At 72.5% G+C, this 19,790-nt stretch carries 18 protein-coding genes and 1 pseudogene; 7 read left to right on the top strand and 12 right to left on the bottom strand.

Annotated elements, in window-relative coordinates:
* The first annotated feature begins 72 nt into the window (after nt 1-72).
* The gene (locus ACIRRH_RS15140; RefSeq protein WP_403066712.1) at nt 73-1,713 is read left to right on the top strand and encodes an MFS transporter; all 1,641 of its coding nucleotides are present in this window, start codon (nt 73-75) and stop codon (nt 1,711-1,713) included.
* 12 nt (nt 1,714-1,725) lie between these two features.
* Here ACIRRH_RS15140 and ACIRRH_RS15135 read toward each other — a convergent pair whose 3' ends face one another.
* The gene (locus ACIRRH_RS15135; RefSeq protein ID WP_403066843.1) at nt 1,726-2,697 is read right to left on the bottom strand and encodes an alpha/beta hydrolase; all 972 of its coding nucleotides are present in this window, start codon (nt 2,695-2,697) and stop codon (nt 1,726-1,728) included.
* A gap of 420 nt (nt 2,698-3,117) precedes the next feature.
* On the opposite strand from ACIRRH_RS15135, the gene ACIRRH_RS15130 reads away from it, so the two are divergent.
* Complete coding sequence (locus ACIRRH_RS15130; protein ID WP_403066710.1) at nt 3,118-4,080, top strand: hypothetical protein; 963 nt, start codon at nt 3,118-3,120, stop codon at nt 4,078-4,080.
* Between the two features lie 355 nt (nt 4,081-4,435).
* Here ACIRRH_RS15130 and ACIRRH_RS15125 read toward each other — a convergent pair whose 3' ends face one another.
* A complete protein-coding gene (locus ACIRRH_RS15125) occupies nt 4,436-5,059 on the bottom strand; it encodes an FMN reductase (RefSeq protein WP_403066708.1) in 624 nt (207 codons plus the stop codon).
* 17 nt (nt 5,060-5,076) lie between these two features.
* Complete coding sequence (locus ACIRRH_RS15120) at nt 5,077-6,159, bottom strand: LLM class flavin-dependent oxidoreductase (protein WP_403066706.1); 1,083 nt, start codon at nt 6,157-6,159, stop codon at nt 5,077-5,079.
* 309 nt (nt 6,160-6,468) lie between these two features.
* Between ACIRRH_RS15120 and ACIRRH_RS15115 the strand changes: the two genes are divergently transcribed.
* Both ACIRRH_RS15115 and ACIRRH_RS15110 read left to right on the top strand, forming a co-directional pair.
* Nucleotides 6,469-7,131 carry a hydrolase gene (locus ACIRRH_RS15115; RefSeq protein WP_403066704.1) on the top strand — a complete coding sequence of 221 codons (663 nt, stop codon included), beginning with the start codon at nt 6,469-6,471 and terminating at the stop codon, nt 7,129-7,131.
* A 20-nt stretch (nt 7,132-7,151) separates the two neighbouring features.
* Nucleotides 7,152-7,634 carry a DoxX family protein gene (locus ACIRRH_RS15110; protein WP_403066702.1) on the top strand — a complete coding sequence of 161 codons (483 nt, stop codon included), beginning with the start codon at nt 7,152-7,154 and terminating at the stop codon, nt 7,632-7,634.
* 354 nt (nt 7,635-7,988) lie between these two features.
* Here ACIRRH_RS15110 and ACIRRH_RS15105 read toward each other — a convergent pair whose 3' ends face one another.
* From ACIRRH_RS15105 to ACIRRH_RS15085, 5 genes are all read right to left on the bottom strand, one after another.
* Nucleotides 7,989-8,714, bottom strand: a complete 726-nt coding sequence (locus tag ACIRRH_RS15105) for an alpha/beta fold hydrolase (RefSeq protein WP_403066700.1) — start codon at nt 8,712-8,714, stop codon at nt 7,989-7,991.
* 444 nt (nt 8,715-9,158) lie between these two features.
* A complete protein-coding gene (locus tag ACIRRH_RS15100; RefSeq protein WP_403066698.1) occupies nt 9,159-10,175 on the bottom strand; it encodes an alpha/beta hydrolase in 1,017 nt (338 codons plus the stop codon).
* 130 nt (nt 10,176-10,305) lie between these two features.
* Nucleotides 10,306-11,049, bottom strand: a complete 744-nt coding sequence (locus ACIRRH_RS15095; RefSeq protein ID WP_403066696.1) for an alpha/beta fold hydrolase — start codon at nt 11,047-11,049, stop codon at nt 10,306-10,308.
* Nucleotides 11,050-11,105: 56 nt separating this feature from the next.
* Nucleotides 11,106-11,954, bottom strand: coding sequence for a helix-turn-helix domain-containing protein (locus ACIRRH_RS15090; protein WP_403066694.1), 849 nt, complete (start codon nt 11,952-11,954; stop codon nt 11,106-11,108).
* 121 nt (nt 11,955-12,075) lie between these two features.
* On the bottom strand, nt 12,076-12,906 hold the full coding sequence (locus tag ACIRRH_RS15085; RefSeq protein ID WP_403066692.1) for an alpha/beta fold hydrolase: 831 nt from the start codon (nt 12,904-12,906) through the stop codon (nt 12,076-12,078).
* A 1,499-nt stretch (nt 12,907-14,405) separates the two neighbouring features.
* On the opposite strand from ACIRRH_RS15085, the gene ACIRRH_RS15080 reads away from it, so the two are divergent.
* Together ACIRRH_RS15080 and ACIRRH_RS15075 are read left to right on the top strand one after the other, a co-directional pair.
* Complete coding sequence (locus ACIRRH_RS15080) at nt 14,406-14,861, top strand: SsgA family sporulation/cell division regulator (protein ID WP_403066690.1); 456 nt, start codon at nt 14,406-14,408, stop codon at nt 14,859-14,861.
* Nucleotides 14,862-15,045: 184 nt separating this feature from the next.
* A complete protein-coding gene (locus ACIRRH_RS15075; protein WP_403066688.1) occupies nt 15,046-16,236 on the top strand; it encodes an MFS transporter in 1,191 nt (396 codons plus the stop codon).
* A gap of 43 nt (nt 16,237-16,279) precedes the next feature.
* On the opposite strand, the gene rpe is transcribed toward ACIRRH_RS15075, so the two are convergent.
* Complete coding sequence (rpe, locus tag ACIRRH_RS15070; RefSeq protein WP_403066686.1) at nt 16,280-16,963, bottom strand: ribulose-phosphate 3-epimerase; 684 nt, start codon at nt 16,961-16,963, stop codon at nt 16,280-16,282.
* A gap of 268 nt (nt 16,964-17,231) precedes the next feature.
* Here rpe and ACIRRH_RS15065 point away from each other — a divergent pair, with 268 nt between their 5' ends.
* A complete protein-coding gene (locus ACIRRH_RS15065; protein WP_403066684.1) occupies nt 17,232-18,083 on the top strand; it encodes a hypothetical protein in 852 nt (283 codons plus the stop codon).
* A gap of 13 nt (nt 18,084-18,096) precedes the next feature.
* Here ACIRRH_RS15065 and ACIRRH_RS15060 read toward each other — a convergent pair whose 3' ends face one another.
* The 3 genes and pseudogenes from ACIRRH_RS15060 to ACIRRH_RS15050 all read right to left on the bottom strand — a co-directional run.
* Complete coding sequence (locus tag ACIRRH_RS15060; RefSeq protein ID WP_403066682.1) at nt 18,097-18,756, bottom strand: C39 family peptidase; 660 nt, start codon at nt 18,754-18,756, stop codon at nt 18,097-18,099.
* A gap of 153 nt (nt 18,757-18,909) precedes the next feature.
* Nucleotides 18,910-19,425, bottom strand: a complete 516-nt coding sequence (locus tag ACIRRH_RS15055; RefSeq protein ID WP_403066841.1) for a monooxygenase family protein — start codon at nt 19,423-19,425, stop codon at nt 18,910-18,912.
* A gap of 90 nt (nt 19,426-19,515) precedes the next feature.
* Nucleotides 19,516-19,719: pseudogene (locus ACIRRH_RS15050) on the bottom strand (helix-turn-helix domain-containing protein); the annotation flags it as partial.
* Between the last annotated feature and the right edge of the window lie 71 nt (nt 19,720-19,790).

Raw genomic sequence — 19,790 nt, 5'->3', positions numbered from 1 at the left:
CCGCCCCCCGTACCGTCGCGTCGTCGGGCTTCCGGTCCACGAGGTGCGATGAGGCGAGCAGGTGGTGCGTCGATGACCGGGACCGACGGCGGGCAGGCCGGCACCGCGAGCGGTTCGGCCTGGTCGCCGCTGCGCCGGCGCGTCTTCCGCGACCTCTGGCTGGCCCAGTTCACCTCGAACGTCGGCAGCTGGATGCAGACCGTCGGTGCGCAGTGGCTGCTGGTCGGACACGGCGCGGCCCAGGTGTCCCTGGTCCAGCTCGCGGCAGGCCTGCCGGTGCTCTTCCTCGCCCTGCCGGCCGGGGTCCTCGCGGATCTCGTGGACCGGCGCCGCCTGCTGCTGGTGATGCAGGCCGCCATGGCACTGGTGGCCGCGGTGCTGGCCGCGCTGGCCTTCGCGGACCGGCTCGGGCCCTGGACGCTGCTGGCCCTCACCCTCCTCCTGGGCTGCGGGAACGCGCTCAACGGCCCGGCCTGGCAGGCGGTGCAGCCGTCGCTCGTCCCACGGGAGGAGTTGCGCCAGGCCGCGGCGCTGGGGGCCGTGAACATGAACCTGGCGCGCGCCGTCGGCCCGGCCCTCGGCGGGGCCCTCGTCGCCGCCCTCGGGGTCGGCTGGACCTTCGCCGTCAACGCCGCGTCCTTCCTCGCGATCCTGGCCGTGCTGGCGACGTGGCGGCCGGGCGGCGAGGCGCGAGCTCCGCGGCCGGGTCAGGAGCGCGAGCACCTGATCGCGGCCCTGCGCGCCGGCGGCCGGTACGTGCGCAGCGCGCCCCGGATCCGCCGGATCCTGCTGCGCAGCGCCCTGTTCGTGCCCGGCGCCTCCGCCCTGTGGGCGCTGCTGCCGGTGTCCGCCCACGAGTCCCTCGGTCTCGGTGCGGCCGGATACGGTCTCCTCCTGGGCGCCGTGGGACTGGGAGCGGTCGCGGGAGCGGCGGTGCTGCCGGTGCTGTCGCGACGGGTCGGCGGCGACGGCGCGCTGGCGCTCGCCGGGGCCGTCTTCGCGGGCGCGCTGGTGACCCTGGCCGTCAGCACGAGCGTGCCGGCGGCCTTCCTGGCCCTGGTCCTGACAGGAGCGGCGTGGATCACGGCGCTGTCCACCTTGAACGCCAGCCTGCAAGTCGCCCTGCCGGCCTGGGTGCGGGCCCGCGGCTCGGCCTTCTACCTGCTCGTCTTCCAGGGCGGCAACGCCATCGGTTCGCTGGTGTGGGGACAGGTGGCGCAGCACGCCGGCGTGTCCGTGGCGATGCTCCTGGCGGCGCTGTTCCTCCTCGGCGGGGTGCTGTCGCTGCGACGGCTGCCCCTGCTCGGCGGCCAGGCCGATCCGACGCTCTCCGAGGCGTGGCCCGAACCCCGGCTGGCCGTCGAGCCCGCGCCGCAGGACGGGCCGGTCCTGGTGACCGTGACCTACCAGGTGCGGGCGGAGCAGGCACAGGCGTTCGTCGCGGCGATGCGGAAGGTGGAGTCCTCCCGGCGCCGGACGGGCGCCGTCACCTGGGGCCTGTACCGGGACGCCGCCAGGCCGGAGCAGTTCGTCGAGACGTTCACCGTGACGTCCTGGTCGGAACACTGCGCCCAGCACCACGGGCGCTACACCGGCACCGACCACGCCTTCGAGACCGACGCCCGCAAGCTGCTCACCCGGGAGCCGACCGTCGCCCACGCCATGGCGGCGCACCACCGTGACGGGTGGCCGGCCACCGGGAATCCGCAGTGATGCAGCGGGGGTTCAGGCCTGATGCAGGGCCTCGCGCAGGGTCTGCACGGCAAGGGTGATGGCTTCCTGGGCGGCCTGCGTGGACCGCAGGGCATTGAGCATCACGAAGTCGTGGATGATCCCCTGGAACCGCACCGCGGTGACCGGAACCCCCGCACGGCGGAGCTTGTCGGCGTACGCCTCGCCCTCGTCGCGCAGGACGTCGGCCTCGCCGGTGACGACCAGCGCCGGAGGCAGGTCCTTCAGCTGCTCGACGCTCGCGCGCAGCGGAGAGGCGGTGATCTCGGCGCGCTGGTCGGGGTCGGTGGTGTACTGGTCCCAGAACCACTGCATGGCGTCGCGGCGCAGGAAGTAGCCCTCCGCGAACCGGTGGTACGACGGGGTGTCGAAGCCGGCGCACGTCACGGGGTAGAACAGCACCTGGTACACCAGCGGGACGCCTCCGCGCGCCTTGGCCATCAGCGTGAGCGCGGCGGTCATGTTGCCGCCCACGCTGTCACCCGCGACGGCAATGCGGGTGGCGTCCAAGCCCCTGCCCGCACCTTCGGTGACGACCCAGCGAGAAACGGTCCAGTTCTGCTCGATCGCGACCGGGTACCGGGCCTCGGGCGAGAGGTCGTACTCGGGGAAGACCACGGCGGCACGCGTACCGACGGCGAGCTCGCGCACCAGGCGGTCGTGGGTGCGAGCGTTGCCGAACACCCAGCCGGCGCCGTGAAGGTAGACGATGACGGGCAGGAGGCCGGTGGCGCCGACGGGCTTGACGATGCGCGCCTTGACGCCGCCGGTGGGACCGCCGGGGACGGTGACCCACTCCTCGTCGACGTCCGGCTTGGCGATCTCCCCGGACTGGACCTCGTCCACCGCCTTGCGGCCCTCGACGGGCCCCAGCTCGAACAGGTACGGCGGGTTCGCCGTCGCCTCCACCAAGGCCTGCGCCTCCGGCTCCAGGACCGGCCGTCCACCGGCCCTGCCTGCGTCAATCACGGCGTGCTCCATCGAAGTCGGTCTCGGAATCGATGTCGAGCCTAGGAACGTCACGTGTTCCGGCTTTCCCGACGGCGCACCCGGCGTCCCCTGCCCGCGCACGCGTCCCACAGCCGGCTGTCTGACGTTGCATCGGATGAGGACGGGAACGCCTGCCGCCATGCCTCTCGCCGCACGGTCCTGCTCTCCGTTTCCCCACGGGACCAGGGTCCGTGCGCTGAGACGCAAGTACGAGGAGTGGCGCGTCCTTAGGGTGACGTGTCGCCGGATCGTGGCCCCCGGCCGACCTCCGCCCCTGCTGCGGGGTCGCGGACCTCGTCCGCGAGGTGCGCCGCGTGCGCGGTCGGGATCCCGAGCTCGGCGCCGCGCCACACCCGACCGCGATCCCGTACCTCTCGCTCCTGAAGGAACGACACCATGCGCATCTCCACCCTGCTCCAGGCCTCCGCGGTAGCTCTCACCGCGGTGGCGGCGGGCGTCCTCACCGTTCCCGCCCACGCTTCGACTCTCCCGCTGGCCGCACCCCAGGTGGTCGCACACCTCGACCTCGCCCAGGGCCGGCAGCCGGAGAACCTCACCGTGCTGCCGAACGGCAACACCGTCGTGACCTTCGCCTTCTCCCGCCAGGTCGCCGAGATCGACTGCCACGGCGCCGTCCGCATCCTCGCCACCCTGCCCGCCCCGGCAGCGGATGCGGCCACTCCGGTGCTGAAGTCCCCGTTCCTCGGCGGCATCGTGCGCGACGACAACGGCGTCCTCTACTTCGCCTACGCGACCGGGACCGCCGACCTCACCGGCATCTGGCGGCTGGCCCCCGGCGGCACGCCCCAGCGCATCGCCGCCCTGCCCGCCGACGCCCTGCCCAACGGCCTCGCCCGCGACGAGCGCACCGGCTTCCTGTACGCCGCGGACTCCGTCCTCGGGACCGTCTGGCGCATCTCCGCCGGCGGCGGCACCGCCGTCCGGTGGGCGACCGGCGCCGACCTCCAGCCGGGCGGCTTCCTCGGCGCCAACGGCATCAAGATCCGCGACCGGGCGGTCTGGGTCAGCAACCTCGACAACGGCACCCTGCTGCGCATCCCGATCCGGCCCGACGGCACCGCCGGCCCGACCCAGGTCGCCGCCACCGGCCTGTCCGGCATCGACGACTTCGCCTTCACCGGCCGCGGCAACCAGGTCCTGGCCGCCCTCAACAGCAGCAACCAGATCGCCCTGGTCGCCGACAACGGCACCCACACCATCGTGCTCGACCACGCGGACGGACTGCAGAACCCCACCTCCGTGGCCGTCCGGGGCGACCGCGTCTGGGTCGCGGACGCCGCGTACCTGACCCAGCAGGACCCGAACCTCCTCACCGCCCGCCTGCTCAGGAACAACTAGCACCGCCCCCGGGAGCAGAGCCCCGGCGGAACGGGCCGGCCAGTCCACTCGGACCGGCCGGCCCGTTCCGTCAGACCATCGCCGCTGCCGGACCCCTCGGGCCCGGCAGGGCGGTCTCGCCGTCCTCGCCCCGGGACAGGCCGCTCCAAGGGCCTCGGAGCGTCCCCCGCTCCCGCCGTCGCTGACGTGATGGCCTCACTTCCGGTAGAGCCGGTGAGGCAGATGCCCGCGCGGAGGAGATACGCACGGCGGGCTGGTCGGCGGCGCCGGGGCGGATTCCGGCAACAGGCATGGTGGACAACAGAGTTCGCTTCGTTCGGTGGCGTTCGGCGAGGGGTCGAGGGTGTGCGCGCGGTCAGTGGAAGCCGAGCGCGGAGGGAGTCACTGCCGGCCTGTCCGCGGGCCGCGGATTCGCCAGGGCCGCGAGGACCAGCGCCGCGAGTTCTCCCCCGGCTCGGTCGATCCGCCCCGGCAGGCTGTCGGTGTGCGTGTCGCCCGTGCCGCCCCAGTCCTCGGAGGCCGCGAAGACGGCGGTCGGAGCGACGAGGGCGCGCTGGTACGAGAAGAGCGGGCGGAGCGCGTGCTCCAGGGCCAGGGAGTGGCGTGCGGTGCCGCCCGTCGCGCCGATCAGCACCGGCTTGCCCGCCAGGGCGCCGGGGTCGAGCAGGTCGAAGAACGACTTGAACAGGCCGCTGTAGGAGGCGGAGAAGATCGGGGACACGGCGATCAGCGCGTCCGCCGTGGTCACCTCCTCCAGCGCGTCGCCCAGCGCCTGCGACGGGAAGCCGGAGAGCAGGTGGTGCGAGATGGGGGTCGCCAGCGGGCGCAGTTCGTGCAGGCGCACCCGGACGTCGCGGCCGTCGCGGGCCAGCCGCGCGGAGGCCGCGTCGGTGAGGCGGTCCGCCAGCAGGCGGGTGGACGAGGGCTGGCTGAGCCCGCCCGAGACCACGGCGAGCGTGATCGGTGAGGTCGGTTCCATGGGGGACTCCGTCCTGGTCAGGAGGTCGCGGGAACGTGGTCCCGGAGGGTGGCGTGGGTGGGGGCGTCGGGAACGGTCGCGGGCCGGCCGGCGGCGAACTCCTTGCGGAGGACGGGCACGACCTCCTCGCCGAGGATGTCGAGCTGCTCCAGCACCGTCTTCAGGGGCAGGCCGGCGTGGTCCATCAGGAACAGCTGGCGCTGGTAGTCGCCGACGGCCTCGCGGAAGCCGAGGGTGCGCTCGATGACCTCCTGCGGGCTGCCCACGGTCAGCGGGGTCTGCTCGGTGAACTCCTCCAGCGAGGGCCCGTGCCCGTACACCGGCGCGTTGTCGAAGTACGGACGGAACTCGCGCACCGCGTCCTGGGAGTTCCTGCGCATGAACACCTGTCCGCCGAGGCCGACGATCGCCTGCTCGGGCGTGCCGTGGCCGTGGTGGGCGAAGCGGCTCCGGTAGAGCTCGACCATCCGCCGGGTGTGCTCCTGGGGCCAGAAGATGTTGTTGTGGAAGAAGCCGTCGCCGTAGTACGCGGCCTGCTCGGCGATCTCGGGGCTGCGGATCGAGCCGTGCCAGACGAACGGCGGAACGCCGTCCAGCGGGCGCGGGGTGGAGGTGAAGGCCTGCAGCGGGGTACGGAAGCGGCCTTCCCAGTCGACCACGTCCTCGCGCCACAACCGGTGCAGCAGCGCGTAGTTCTCCACCGCGAGCGGGATGCCCTGGCGGATGTCCTGGCCGAACCACGGGTAGACCGGGCCGGTGTTCCCGCGCCCGAGCATCAGGTCGACGCGACCGTCGGCGACGTGCTGCAACATCGCGTAGTCCTCGGCGATCTTCACCGGGTCGTTGGTGGTGATCAGCGTGGTCGCGGTGGACAGGATGATCCGCTCGGTCTGCGCGGCGATCCAACCGAGCACCGTCGTCGGCGACGACGGAACGAACGGCGGGTTGTGGTGCTCGCCCATGGCGAAGACATCGAGTCCGACCTCCTCGGCCTTGAGCGCGATGGCCAGGATCGCCTTGATGCGCTCGCCCTCGGTCGGTGCCCGTCCTGTGGTCGGGTCGACCGTCACGTCGCCGACGCTGAATATCCCGAACTGCACTTGGGGTTGCCGCCTTTCCGCTGACTGGTCGCGGCCCGGGAGGGCCGCCCAGCGAAACCTAGGAAGCCGACGACGCGCGAAGGACTTCGCAGCGCATGACCGGTTGCCCCGCAGCGCACTGCGGTCCGTCGACCCGGTTCCACCGGCCGGCCGTGCGTTGTCGGGACAGTCCCGGGCGCAGAGCGGGCAGAACGGTCGGACCATCGCGGACTAGTGTCGTCGAACGTGACGCCGAGCCGATCCGGCGGGCGTCTGACGCAGTGTCACTTCCCTGTGTCGTTCCCTGCATTCCCAGGAAAGAGAACCATCATGGTCGACTTCGCCAACGTCCACGCCGCCCCGAGCCCGGACCTGCTCACCCCCGACAACGCGATGATGCTGTTCGTCGACCACCAGCCGCAGATGTTCTTCGGCACCGGCAGCGGCGACCGCACCGCCATCATCAACGCCACCGAGGGCCTGGCCAAGGCCGCCAAGATCTTCAACGTGCCGACCGTGCTGTCCACCGTCGCCGCCGAGTCCTTCTCCGGCCCGATCCTGCCCCAGCTGAAGGCCGTCTTCCCCGACCAGGAGATCATCGACCGCACCTCGATGAACGCCTGGGAGGACGAGGCCCTGGTCGCCGCCGTCAAGGCCACCGGCCGCAAGAAGATCATCCTCTCCGGCCTGTGGACCGAGGTCTGCCTCGTCCTGCCCGCCCTGTCCGCACTCGACCAGGGCTACGAGGTCTACGTCGTCGCCGACGCCTCCGGCGGCGTCACCCCGTCCGCCCACGAGCACGCCCTCCAGCGCATGACCGCCGCCGGCGCCGTCCCCGTCACCTGGATCCAGGTCCTCCTGGAGCTCCAGCGCGACTGGGCCCGCACCGAGACCTACGTCCCCGTCACCGAGCTCGTCAAGGAGCACGGCGGCGCCTACGGCATGGGCCTCGTCTACGCCCAGTCCATGATCAACCCGCACGCCGCCGGCTGACCGACCCGACGGAGCCCGACATGAACACTGGCCTTCTCCTGCTGCGCCTGGTCGCCGGCCTGCTGATCGCAGGCCACGGCGTCCAGAAAGTCAGCTTCCACCTCGGTGGCGGCGGACTGGAGGGCGGCAGCGCCGAGTTCCGGGGCGACGGATTCCGCGGCGGCAAACTCACCGCAATCGCCGCCGGCACCACCCAGCTCGGAGCCGGGCTGATGCTCGCCGCCGGCCTGCTCACCCCACTGGCCGGCGCAGGCGTCATGGGAGTGATGACCGTCGCCCTGACGGTCAAATGGCCGCACGGGCTGTGGGTGCAGCACGACGGGTACGAGTTCCCGTTCGTCCTGATCGTCATCGGCGCGGCACTCACCGCCACCGGCCCCGGACAGTGGTCGATCGACGGGGCCCTCGGGCTGGCGCAGTGGCCACTGTGGTGGCTGCCCGCGGCCGTCGTCGCCGGCGTGGGCGGCGGCCTCGCCACCCGCCTCGCCCTGCACCACAACTGAAACAGGACACGACACAACGGGCTCGGGTCCCCGGAAGGGAAACCTTCCAGGGACCCGAGCCCGTTCGGCGCCATGAAGTCCGAAGTGCTGGGGACAGGGTGGGAGTTGATGAGACGACGACGAAGGGAGCGAAGCACGAACCTGCGCGGTTCGGCGTTCCAGTCGATCAGTTCGGCTTCGTCGCCGCAGGGACATGAGGGCGAAGCTCTGCTCGCGGAGCCAGCTGTGCACCGGCTCGACGGGCCTGTGAGCGACACGAAAAGTGCCGGGCCCGCCGACGAACGGGCCCGGCACTGAGCGGATCCGGGCCTGCCGACGAAACAGGCCCGGCCCGCGGTCACCTTGCGGGGGTGGTCAGTTGGCCACGGACCGGACGGCCTCGCGGATCACGTCGGCGACGCACTTCGGGTGGGAGAGCATGACCAGGTGCGAGGAGTCGACCTCGACGGCGGTGGCCCCGGCGCGCTGGTAGCCGAACCGCTGGACGTCGGGGTTGAGGGTCCGGTCGGCACTGGCGACGATCGCCCAGGACGGCTTGGTCTTCCATGCGGCGCTGGGCGCGGCCTCGCCGAACGCCGCTGCGGCCAGCGGACGCTGGGTGACGGCGAGGACCCGGGCGAGCTCCGGGTCGACGTCGGCCGCGAAGACCGCCGGAAGACGGTCGACCTCCACCGAGACGTCGGTACCCTCACCGCTCCCGTCCTCCAGCGGGAAGGGGCTGTACACCAGGGCGGAGGCGAGGTCGGAGTCGGGGAAGCCGCCCTGCAGCTCGCCCAGGCTCTCCCCCTCCTCCAGCGCGTAACCCGCCAGGTACACCAGTCCCTTGACGTTCTCCTCGGCGCCCGCCACGGTGATCACCGCACCACCGTACGAGTGGCCGACCAGCACCACCGGCCCGGGAATCCGCCGGACCACCGACGCGATGTAGGCGGAGTCCCCGATCAGGCTGCGGTTCGGCACGGCCGGCGCCACGACCTCCAGGCCGTCGGCCAGCAGCTCCGGGATGACCCGGGCGAAGCTGGAGGCATCGGCGAAAGCACCGTGCACCAGCACGACGGTGGGCATGTCGTTCGTCGTCATCACTGAGTCCTTCGGATTGCTGAGTTCGTTGGAGCGCCCGCGCCACGCCGGAGGTCCGACGGGTTCGCGGACTTGGGCCCGACCGCGGCAATGCGCCTGCTCGGACTGGGGGATCGCCCTCGGCTCCGGTGTCCCGGCGCTGGTCACCAGCCTAGGAACGCACGAGCCGGGGCCTGTTCCGACGACGCACTGCCAGCGGTCGGTCCGCGCACCCGAGCGGAAGGGCTCCCCTGCCGTTCGCGCAGACCCCGCAGGTGCGCCCATCCGTAGCGCTCTCGGACGACACAGGGTGCTCTCACAGACGATCAGCCACCAGCGATCGACCCTGGCGTTGGCCCATCGCAGCCCACGCGCGGTCCGGAGGACAGGGAAATCCCATGCCGTTCATCACCGTCGGCCAGGAGAACTCCACCTCCATCGACGCCCGCGCCGCGTCGCCCGGCCTCACCAGGGCCGGCGGTGCAGCGCCATGTGCACGGTGTCCACGACCTGGATCAGCGCGGCCCGGGTGGTGCCCGTGGGATGGAGCCCGTCGACGAGCAGGAAGCCGTGCATCACCCCCTGGTAACGCGTCGCCACCACCGGAACCCCGGCCGCCCGGAGCCTGGCGGCGTAGGCCTCGCCCTCGTCCCGCAGCACGTCGGCCTCGGCGGTGACCACCAGGGCCGGGGGCAGCCCGGCGAGCTGGTCCAGCGAGGCGCGCAGCGGCGCGGCCGTCGCCTCGTTCCGACGCTTCGACTCGGGCAGGTAGTCGTCCCAGAACCGGCGCATGTGCTCGCGGTGCAGGAAGTAGCCGGTCGCGTAGCGGTGGTAGGAGGGGGTGTCGAAGTCGGCGTCGGTGACCGGGTACAGCAGCACCTGGTGCGCCAGCGGCACACCGCCACGCTCCCGGGCCGGCAGGGTCAGTGCCGCCACCAGGTTGGCTCCCGCGGAGTCGCCGACGACGGCGATCCGGTCCCCCGCCAGTCCGATCTCGTGGCCGTGCTCATGGATCCAGCGGGCCACGGCGTGGCACTGCTCGACGGCCACCGGGTAGCGCGCCCCGGGGGCCCGGGCGTAGTCCACGTACACGACGGCGGCGTCGGTGCCCAACGCGAACTCCCGGATCAACCGGGCGTAGCAGGCGGCGTCGCCGAGCGACCAGCCGAGGCCGGGCAGGAACAGCACCACGGGGCTGGGCACGGCGGTGCCGACGGGTCTGGTCACCTGGACGTGCACCCGCTCGGTCGGTCCGCAGGACAGGGCGAGCCACTCCGACTCGATGCCGCAGGGGTCGTCGTGCTCCTCGAACTCGCCGCAGGCCGGCCCGTCGCTCGACCCGTCGTCCGGAGCGTCGTCGTCGGCGAGGAAGGAGAGGTCCGGCGGTTCCGTCGCGGACCGGCCGGCTCGGGAGTCCAGGAACTCCTGGAGCGCCCGGTCGAGCACCGGACGCCGCTCGGGCAGGGGGGTGGGATCGGACAACTCCTCGCTCCTGGCCTGATCGGAAGGGCTCGGCAACGCGACGCCTGCCCTGGTGTCTCGGTCCGGTGTGCCGGCCGGACACCCTCGGCCTCCCCACGATGACCGTCTCGTTGTTCATCAGTGCGGTTTCTCAGATCGGGAGACTCATCGACCGCACGAGGCATGACTTGGTGGCATCGTGGATGAGTTCCGCGACGGCGGTCGGCCGGGAGACCGCCACGCTGTGGGAGGCGTCGGGCAGTTCGAGGACGGTGGCGCCGGCCCGCTCGGCCGTGAAGCGCTGGATCGACGGCGGCAGCGCCTGGTCGGCACCGGTCACCAGGGCCCACGAGGGCTTGCTGCGCCAGGCCGCCGCCGTGAGGGTGTCGGTCAACACCCGCTCGGCGGCCGGACGTTGGAGCGCTGCCAGCACCTGCGCCACCTCCGCGTCGAGGTCGGCGGCCACGAGCGGCCGGAAGCAGTCCGCGGGCACGGTGAGCTCCGTCGCCCGGTCGGTGCCACCGGTGGTGAACTCCGTGCGCCGCAGCCGCGGGATGAGCGGCGAGGGGGCGAAGCGGCTCGCGAGCGCGTCGTGGCTCTCCCCCACGTCGGGGAGGTAGGCGGCCACGTAGACCAGCGCGACGACGTTCGGGGCGCCCCCGGCCTCCGTGATCACCGCACCCCCGTAGGAGTGGCCGACCAGGACGACGGGGCCGCCGATGTCCGCGACGACGGAGGCCAGGTAGGCGGCGTCGTGGGCCAGTCCGCGCAGCGGGTTCGCGACGGCGAGGACCGTCAGGCCGCGCCAGTGGAGTTCGGCGACGACACCGAACCAGGTGCTGGCATCGGAGCAGCCGTCGTGGACGAGCACGACGGTGGGCCTGGTGCAGGACATGGCGGCCTTTCGGATGGCGCCGGACGGCCGGACGCAACAGGACGGAGGAGGCGGGTTCAGGAGGGGGTGCGGCTCTCGCTCTGTGCGGCGTAGGCCTGCCACTCGCGGGGCGACACCCCGTAGGCGCCGCGGAACGCCCGGCTGAAGTGGGAGTGGCTGACGAAGCCCCACCGGTGCGCGACGGCGGAGACACTGGTCTGCCGGCGGGACGGACGCTCCAGCTCCCGACGGCAGGCATCCAGGCGTCGCTGCCGCACCCACTGGCCCACCGTCGTCCCGTCCTGCTGGAAGAGCTTGTGCAGGTACCGCACCGAGATGTGCTGCGACCGGGCGATCGCTTCGGGCGCGAGGTCCGGATCAGCCAGGTTCTCCTCGATGTGGGCACGGATCCGCGCCAGCAGCTCCGCCGAACCGCCCGCACGCTCCGGGCCCTCCCGCTCCAGCAGCTCGCTCACCAGGATCGCGACGATGTCGGAGACACTGCGCGCCAGGTGGTTGCCCGGCCGGGCCCGGTGCGCCCGGGCCTGGGCCGCCAGGGTCCGCAGGAACTGCGAGGCGAGCGAACCGACGCCCTCGCTCCCCCGCGCCACCAAACCGCCCGTGCGCCGCACGTCGCCCTGACGCACGCCGCCCAGGTAGAAGCAGGGGACACGGAACTCGACCATCCGGCACTCGGCGTCCCGCAACAGGCCGGACGGGTGCCGGTCGGCACCGATCAACAGGTCCCCGGGCTCCAGCACGGTGCTGACACCGTGACGCCGAACCCAAGCGGCGCCGTCGACGTGCAGGGCGACGTAGAGGCAGTCCTCGGGATCGGCCCCGGGCGGCGGGGACAGGACATCGATGCAGCCGCTGCCGCCGTCACGGACGGCCTGGCCAAGCTGGTGGTACTCGGGTTCGGGCATGGGTGAGGGACCCGACAGGATCACGGGAGGCTCCGACCGGTTTCGAATCGTTCAGTACAGGTGAAGGGGTGGATCGCCCACCGCCCGGCGCCCGATGGCGGCACCGCCGGCGGCGGGGCGTTCAGGAGAGGAACTCCTCCACGACGGCGTTGAACTCGCCGGGGTTCTCCAGGAACGGGAAGTGCGAGCTCGCCACGCCCTTCGGGAACACGTGGAGACGGGCACCGGGGATCCGCTCGGCGATGAACCGCTGGGACGCAGGGTCCACGTGGCTCCCCTCGCAGCCGATCACCAGGGTCGGCACGTCGATGCAGTCGAGGACGTCGCGCCAGTCCTGGGCGCAGTGGTCGAAGAGCAGCGGGACACCCGCGTACGCCGGGGTGGAACGGATCTGCCCGGTCACGAAGGCGAGCACGTCCGGGTCGGTGTCGCCACTGAACATCGAGCGGACGAAGTCCTCGCGGACCTCGGCGCCGTCCGGGCCGGCCAGCGCGGCGCCCAGCTCCAGGAGCCCGGCGACGTCGAAGAGGGCGCCGGACTCGCGCTGCTCCGTCTCCGTCATCCAGGGCACCGCCGCCACCGCGGCCGGCTGGTCGACCACCACGAACCGGCGGATCCGGCCGGTGCCGTACTGGTCGACGAAGCTCCACCACACCGAGGCACCCATCGACCAGCCCAGCGCGTCGAAGGTGTCCAGGCCCAGGTGGTCGACCAGGCCGAGGACGTCGCGAGCCAGCCGCGCGATGCGGTAGCCGTGGCGCGGCTTGCCGGAACGGCCGTGGCCGCGGAAGTCCACCGTCACGACGCGCCGGCCCGACGCCAGCCCCTCGACCTGGTGGCGGAACATCTCCTGCGTCTGCCCCCAGCCGTGGAGCATCACCAACGGGACGCCGTCGCCTCCGCTGTCGCGGTAGGCCAGGCGCACACCGTCGTTCGTGATCAGTTCGTGCATGGTGCTCGTTCTCGTCCGTTCGTATCAGCTCGTGGATTTCAGGATGTGACGTCGGCAGGCCGCCAGGGGCAGAGCGGTAGCTCCTACCGAGGATTCTCACGGTGCGGTGAACCCGTTGACCACCGACCGACGTAGGGATTGCCTGACGGAACTTCATCGCTCTGTAGTAACCGCCTGATTCGGCGATACAGCAGGTCAACCGACCTCCCTCGAAGACCTGTACCAGGACCGCCTGGTCCTGCTCGACCGTCAGCAGGCCGCGAGCCGCACGGGCATGCCGGAACGGCTCCAGCGCACCGCGCAGCGCCACCGCGACCTGCCCGGAGGGCCCCCGCTGTCCGGTGACGGCCGCGCTGGTCACCACGACGTGGGGGCCCGCCGGAAGGAGGCCGTCGTCCACCAGGCGCCGGTGTGCCGCGCAGCGCAGCGCCGAGTCCGGGCCGACCAGCCGGCCCAACAGCTGACGGGTGCGCTCCTCGTCCACGTCCGAGGCCAGCCGATCGGCGTACATCTCGACCGCCAACGTGCCGGCGACCCGGTCGATGGCCGCGGTCTCGGCCTCCGTGAGGGGCTCCCCCACCGCCACGACCATCAGGATGCCCAGCACGTGGCCCCGCTCACGGATCGGGACACAGTAGCGCGGCTGCAGCCCCAGGTCGTCGCGGCCCGGCAGGACCCCCGGACGGGTCCACCGGGCGACGCCCTGCGACAGCACGTAGCGGATCGTCTCGTCGTCCGCGGTGCCCTGCAACAACGTGCGGATGCGCACCCGGTCCTCGTCGCCGAAGTGCCGGCTGGTGCAGATCATCCGCACCAACGGGTCGTCGAGAACGACCGAGCGCCCCAGCTCCTCGGCCAGACCGTCCACCAACTCCTGCAGCGCCTCGCCTCCAGAGCGTGCGCGCTGGATCCACATCGTCATGATCAACTCCTCCCTGGCACGCCATTCATACAAGGGGCGGAGCGGATGAACAACATTCAACAAATCGAGGATTCAGCGGGTCCACCCGACTGGAGCCGGCGGTCGCCTCGGACAACACCCGCTCTTCGGAGGAAGCCGCACAACGACTCCCAGGGGAAGCCCGAAGATGACGAAAAAGCTTTCAGACCACCGGAGTTCAACTCCCGTGGCGGTGATGCGACGACGACCGGGACGGCACCCTGGACGTGCCGATCCCCCACCGCCGAACAGGACAGGCAAGACGGAAACGAGCCCAAGGGCCGCCCGCTCATCCGGCGAGCGGTGCGCAGAGTGTCGTATCACGGTGCACCGCCGGAACATCCCCGGTCGATCCGCTTCCTAGCGTGAACCGCGGATCCGCCCCTGGCCGCCCAGCAGCCCGCCGGGGTAGAGGCGAGACCGTGGCGCCGCAACCCGCACCGGCGCCCCGATCGTCCAGCGCGACGTGTCCTCACCGGCCCGGACGGCCTCCCTTCACCTCGCGCAGCCCGGCGAAGCCCGGCGCCGACGCCCACCCGACATCACCCCAGGAGAACCCATGCCCGCCCACCACACCGTCTCCAGCCCCCAGCCACGCCCGAAGGCCACCAGCACCGACCTCACCCTCGACGCCCGGCTCGTCCTCGGCGAGCACGAGTCCGTCGACATCCCGGTGCGCTTCGGCTACCGCAGCGACGACCCGCTCGCCGTCGCCCTCGAATTCCTCGGCCCCGCAGCGGAAGCGGGCACCTGGCGCTTCTCCCGCGACCTCCTGTGGGAGGGCCTGCAGAGACCCGCAGGCCTCGGCGACGTCCGCATCTGGCCACCCTGCACCTGCCACGGCCGCCCGTCCCTGCGCATCATGCTCCGCAACCGCGACGACGTCACCCTCATCGACCTCCCCTCCCACCAGGTCCGCCGCTGGCTCCGCCACAAGGCCTTCACGCTGGTGCCCCAGGGCTCCGAGGACACCCTGATCAACTGGACCGCCGAACTGCACGGCCTCACCCGCTGATGCCCGACAACCGTCCCGTCCGCCCCCGGCGCCGCTACGGGCTCCGAGGTTCATCGAGCAGCGGCGGGGACAGACCTTGACCTCGCCGGAAGCCCGGCTCACCCCCTTCGAGAAGGTGCCCATGTCCACATCACCCAGTCCCCGAACCTCGCGCCGGTCCGCAGCCACAACGGCCCCCCACGGCGTGCCCGGTTGGCTGATAGCGCTCCTGGCCGTCGCCTGCGGCATGACCGTCGCCAACCTCTACTACGCCCAGCCCCTGCTCTCCTCCCTCAGCGAGGTCTTCCACACCAGCACGGCCACCACCGGGGCGCTGATCACCCTCACCCAGGTCGGCTACGTCATCGGCATGCTCTTCCTCGTCCCGCTCGGCGACCGGCTGGAGAAGCGCAACCTCATCACCGCCCTGCTGACGGCCACCACCCTCGCCCTCCTCGCGGCCGGGTTCGCCACCAGCTTCCCGATGCTGCTGATCGCCTCCCTGATCAGCGGCGCCACCTCCGTCGTCGCCCAGATCCTGGTGCCGTTCGCCGCCAGCCTCGCCCCCGACCACGCCCGCGGGCGCATCGTCGGCCGGGTCATGAGCGGCCTGCTCACCGGCATCCTGCTCTCCCGCACCCTCAGCAGCCTCGTCTCCGACCTCGCCGGCTGGCGCACCGTCTTCCTCGGCTCCGCCGCACTGATGGCCGTACTCGGCATCGCCCTGCGCGCCGCCCTGCCCGCACACGCCCCGACCACCACCATCCCCTACCACCACGTCCTGCGCTCCACCGCCCGACTGGTGCGCACCCACCCCGCACTGCTGCGCCGCGGCCTCTACCAGGCCGCGATGTTCGCCGCCTTCAGCGCCTTCTGGACCACCGTCTCCTTCGTCCTGACCGGCCCCGGCTTCCACTACTCCCCCGTCGGCGTCGGCCTGTTCGCCCTCGTCGGCGCCGCCGGAGCCGCCATCGCCCCGTTCGCCGGACACTGGGCCGACCACGGACTGACACGCCCCATGACCGGCATCGCCTTCACCGTCGCCGCCGCCTCCTTCGCACTCGCCGGCCTCGGCGGACACAGCGCCATCCTGCTCGCCCTCGCCGCCGTCCTCATCGACATGGCCGTCCAGGCCACCCTCATCCTCGGCCAGCACACCGTCTACCAGCTCGACCCCGCCGCCCGCGCCCGCCTCAACAGCGCCTTCATCGCCATGTTCTTCATCGGCGGAGCCGCCGGATCCCAACTCGGCTCCGTCGCCTACCACTCCTGGGGCTGGACCGGCGTCACCGCCCTCGGCACCGCCCTGCCCCTGATCGCCCTCCTCTACTGGACCACCGAACGCCGCCAGGACACGGCAGCGGAGCCGAGCACGACAAGCCTGCCCGGGCACTGAACGGGTTGTGCTCAGTCCACGTCCAGCTTGTCGCCCAACTGGCTCAGTGCCCGCAGGCCCACCAGGCGTCCGCGCTCGCCTTGGCGGCCAGCTCGCGCAGGTTGCGGACGGCCTCGGCCGGGTCCTCCGCGCCGTACACCGCCGAGCCGGCCACGAACACGTCCGCGCCCGCCTCCGCGCAGCGCTCGATCGTGCTCGCCGCGACGCCGCCGTCCACCTGGAGCCAGATCTCCAGGTCGTGCTTGGCGATCAGCTCGCGGGTACGGCGGATCTTCGGCAGCATGATGTCCAGGAAGGCCTGGCCGCCGAAGCCGGGCTCGACGGTCATGATCAGCACCATGTCGAGCTCGGGCAGCAGGTCCTCGTACGGCTCGATCGGGGTGCCGGGCTTGAGCGCCATCGAGGCGCGGGCGCCCTTGGCGCGGATCTCGCGGGCGAGCCGGACGGGCGCGGCGGCGGCCTCGATGTGGAAGGTGATCGAGCCGGCTCCGGCCTCGACGTACTGCGGGGCCCAGCGGTCCGGGTCCTCGATCATCAGGTGCAGGTCGAGCGGGGTGTCGGTGGCGCGGGCGAGCGACTCGACCACCGGGACGCCGAGGGTCAGGTTGGGCACGAAGTGGTTGTCCATGACGTCCACGTGCAGCCAGTCGGAACCCCGGACGGCCTCGGCCTCGTCGGCGAGCCGGGCGAAGTCCGCGGACAGGATGCTGGGGTTGATCTGGGCCATGACCGACTACCTTCGTGCGAGGGCTGTGCGAGGGCTGGGCGCCCCCCGGAGCGGGCACCTCATCCCATCATCCCGCGCCGCATCTGCGCCGACCGCACGGCACCGCCTCCACGTGACCGTCATCACACCCCTTCCGGGGTTACCGGGGCCGTCGCCGTGGTCATCAGCCCTTGTGCGGTCCACGCACCCGCCGCGGCTCCTGCCGGGCCGCTCCGACCAGCCGAGCTCCCCGCGCCCGCCCGGAGCTCCGTCCGAGGAAGGTCTCCCGATGACCGATCTCGTCCACCCCGCCCGCGCGCTGTGGTGGCTCTTCGAGCCGGTGCACGCCGTCACCTACTTCCTGCCCGAGGGCCGCGCCGCCTTCGAGGAGGCGGGTCTGCAGGGCCGCCTGCACGGCTACTTCGGCACTCGCTCGGCCCCGCTCGGCGCGGTGGACGCCGCGCCGGTGACCGCCGCGTTCTTCAACTTCGCCCCGGCGATGGTCGAGCGCGCCCTGCCGGAGGTGTGGGACCACGCGAGCCCTCAGGAGGCGTTGACCGCCCGGCTGAAGGCCTCGGCGACGATCCTGGGCCGACTGCTGGAGCACGTGGACAAGGACCAGGTCGAGCTGGTCGCCGAGACCCTGGAACAGGCCGCCGCCCGGCTGGACTGCGCGGGCCGGGTCCTGGCCGCCGCCAACGCCGCGCTGCCCCGCCCGAGCGGACTGTACGAACGGCTCTGGCAGGCCGCCACCGTGATGCGCGAGCACCGCGGCGACGGCCACGTGGCCGCCCTGGTGGCGGCCGGGCTGGACGGCTGCGAGGCGCTGGTGGTCCGCTGCGCGATGGACATGCGGCGCGAGATGATCCAGCCGCTGCGCGGGTGGACGGACACGGAGTGGGAGGCGGCCGCCGAACGCCTGGTCGAGCGCGGCTGGCTGACCGCCGAGGGGACGGTCACCGAACTCGGCCGGATCCGCCACCAGGCCCTGGAGGCGGCCACCGACCTGGCCGCCGCCCGGGTCTGGGAGGACTACCCGCGCGCCGAACTAGACCGGCTGGCCGCGGCGTTGAAGCCGATCTCGGCGCTCTGTCGCAGCCAGTTGCCGATCAACCCGATGGGGCTTCCGGACACCCGGTGACCGGTCCGCGACGTCAGGGCGAGGAGGCCCCGGGCGGGCCGAGCACGATCCCCCGTCCGGCGTAGAACTGCCCGAACGACCGCCACGGCACGCGCGCGAAGGCCTGCGACTCCCCCGGGAACCCGGACGGGTTGTGGATCAGCAGCGCCGTGTCCGTGGCACCCACCGCCAGCACCAGGTGACCGCCGCGCCGCACCGGTTCCGGCCCGCACGGCTCCCGGATCGACGGGTGCACCGAGACCATCACCAGCCGGCCGCCGGTCACCTCGGCCGACACCTCCCCGGCCGTCAACTCCCGTGCCTGCGCGGCCAGTCCCCACCGGTGCCGGACGTAGTCGGCGAACGGCGCGTGGACCAGCCCGCGCAGGCTCTCGCCGTCCCGCAGGTACGCGCCGGCCGCCACGCATTCGGCCGCGAGCGCCATCGCCGTCGGGGTCACCCCCCACCAGTGCTCCAGCGCCATCCGCAGGCAGGCCACCCCGCACAGCCGCCAGGACCACCAGGCGTACTCCTCCGGGCTGGCCGCCCCCGACTGCCCCCAGCGCGGGTCCCGCGCCGCGTCGAGTTCGCCGTCCACGATGGCCCGCACCAGCTCCGCGGACTCCCACTGCGCCCGGTACGGCACCTCGTGCACCACCCGCGCCGGCCGCGCGGCGCCGCCCTGATCGACCATCCCCCGACGCTCCCACACCGGGGCGCCCGGACGACTCACGACACTCCTTGAGTACCCGTACTCAGGCACTCGACCGACCGGCCCTCCTAGCGTGATCACGCCGACGACGGAGATGGACGAGCCGGACCACCCCCACTCGCCGGCCACCACCGCCTACGCGCCCGCCGCGCCGTCCCCCACGGCCCCGCCGTCCCGCTTCCCGGCGCCGCTCGACTCCCCCGCGCCGCCGGTCCCGCTCGACCGGTAGGCCAGGCGCTGCGCGGCGTGCCGTCCGCGCTCCTCCACCGGCAGCCGGCCGGTGGCGCCGGCCAGGCCGAACGCCGGCATGTCGAAGTAGATCGACTCGTAGCCGCCCTCGGGCACGATGTACGTCTCGTGCCAGAGCCCGACGTGCCCGCGCGCCTTGCCCGCGCGCAGCTTACGGTTGGCGATGCCCCACACGGTGTGGTGGAAGCCGTCCGGCGCGCTCGCGTAGCCGTACAGCTTCTCCTTCGACTCCCAGTACTGGACGACGTAGTAGGTGCGCGGCGACGCGGTCAGCAGGATGCGTCCGCGCAGGCCGCGCTCGGGGCCGCGGCGCAGCTCGTACAGCATCCGGAACATCGCGAACATCACCGGGCCCCAGTGGTGCACGGCCCAGAACCGGAACCCCAGCCCGACCGCCCGCATCGCCGACCCGCCGTCCGGCCCGGCCGCCGCGACCTGCGCCTCCTGCCACCGCACGAGGTCCGCCAGCATCCGATCCGCCAGCGCGGTCAACAGCGCCTGCCGGTCGGCGAAGTGCCGGAACGGCGCCCCCGCCGACACCCCGGCCCGCCGCGCCACCTCCCGCACGCTCACCTTCTCCTGGCCCTGCTCGTCCAGCACCTCGAACGCCGCCGCCACCAACGCCTCCGGCAACGCCCCGTGGTGGTACGCCCCCCGGCCCCCGCTCCGCTCCCGCGCCTGCTCCCGCTCCCTCATGCCTGTCTTGCTACCACAGCGGGGCGATCCCCCGTCCCCGTCACACCCCCGAACCGAGCCCGACGTCCGCC

This window comes from Kitasatospora sp. NPDC101235, assembly GCF_044767505.1.
Lineage (GTDB): Bacteria > Actinomycetota > Actinomycetes > Streptomycetales > Streptomycetaceae > Kitasatospora.
This window is presented reverse-complemented; position numbering and strand designations above follow the sequence as displayed.

Excerpts from the sequence above, each read along its gene's own strand:
- ACIRRH_RS15140 (WP_403066712.1), top strand. The coding sequence starts at position 73 with ATGACCGGGACCGACGGCGGGCAGGCCGGCACCGCGAGCGGTTCGGCC.
- ACIRRH_RS15060 (WP_403066682.1), bottom strand. The coding sequence starts at position 18,756 with ATGGTCGATCAGGGCGGCGCCGCGCGGCCGGCGCGGGTGGTGCACGAG.
- ACIRRH_RS15090 (WP_403066694.1), bottom strand. The coding sequence starts at position 11,954 with ATGCCCGAACCCGAGTACCACCAGCTTGGCCAGGCCGTCCGTGACGGC.
- ACIRRH_RS15105 (WP_403066700.1), bottom strand. The coding sequence starts at position 8,714 with ATGACGACGAACGACATGCCCACCGTCGTGCTGGTGCACGGTGCTTTC.
- ACIRRH_RS15110 (WP_403066702.1), top strand. The coding sequence starts at position 7,152 with ATGAACACTGGCCTTCTCCTGCTGCGCCTGGTCGCCGGCCTGCTGATC.
- ACIRRH_RS15085 (WP_403066692.1), bottom strand. The coding sequence starts at position 12,906 with ATGCACGAACTGATCACGAACGACGGTGTGCGCCTGGCCTACCGCGAC.
- ACIRRH_RS15080 (WP_403066690.1), top strand. The coding sequence starts at position 14,406 with ATGCCCGCCCACCACACCGTCTCCAGCCCCCAGCCACGCCCGAAGGCC.
- rpe (WP_403066686.1), bottom strand. The coding sequence starts at position 16,963 with ATGGCCCAGATCAACCCCAGCATCCTGTCCGCGGACTTCGCCCGGCTC.
- ACIRRH_RS15130 (WP_403066710.1), top strand. The coding sequence starts at position 3,118 with ATGCGCATCTCCACCCTGCTCCAGGCCTCCGCGGTAGCTCTCACCGCG.
- ACIRRH_RS15115 (WP_403066704.1), top strand. The coding sequence starts at position 6,469 with ATGGTCGACTTCGCCAACGTCCACGCCGCCCCGAGCCCGGACCTGCTC.
- ACIRRH_RS15055 (WP_403066841.1), bottom strand. The coding sequence starts at position 19,425 with ATGCGGGCGGTCGGGCTGGGGTTCCGGTTCTGGGCCGTGCACCACTGG.
- ACIRRH_RS15125 (WP_403066708.1), bottom strand. The coding sequence starts at position 5,059 with ATGGAACCGACCTCACCGATCACGCTCGCCGTGGTCTCGGGCGGGCTC.
- ACIRRH_RS15095 (WP_403066696.1), bottom strand. The coding sequence starts at position 11,049 with ATGTCCTGCACCAGGCCCACCGTCGTGCTCGTCCACGACGGCTGCTCC.
- ACIRRH_RS15065 (WP_403066684.1), top strand. The coding sequence starts at position 17,232 with ATGACCGATCTCGTCCACCCCGCCCGCGCGCTGTGGTGGCTCTTCGAG.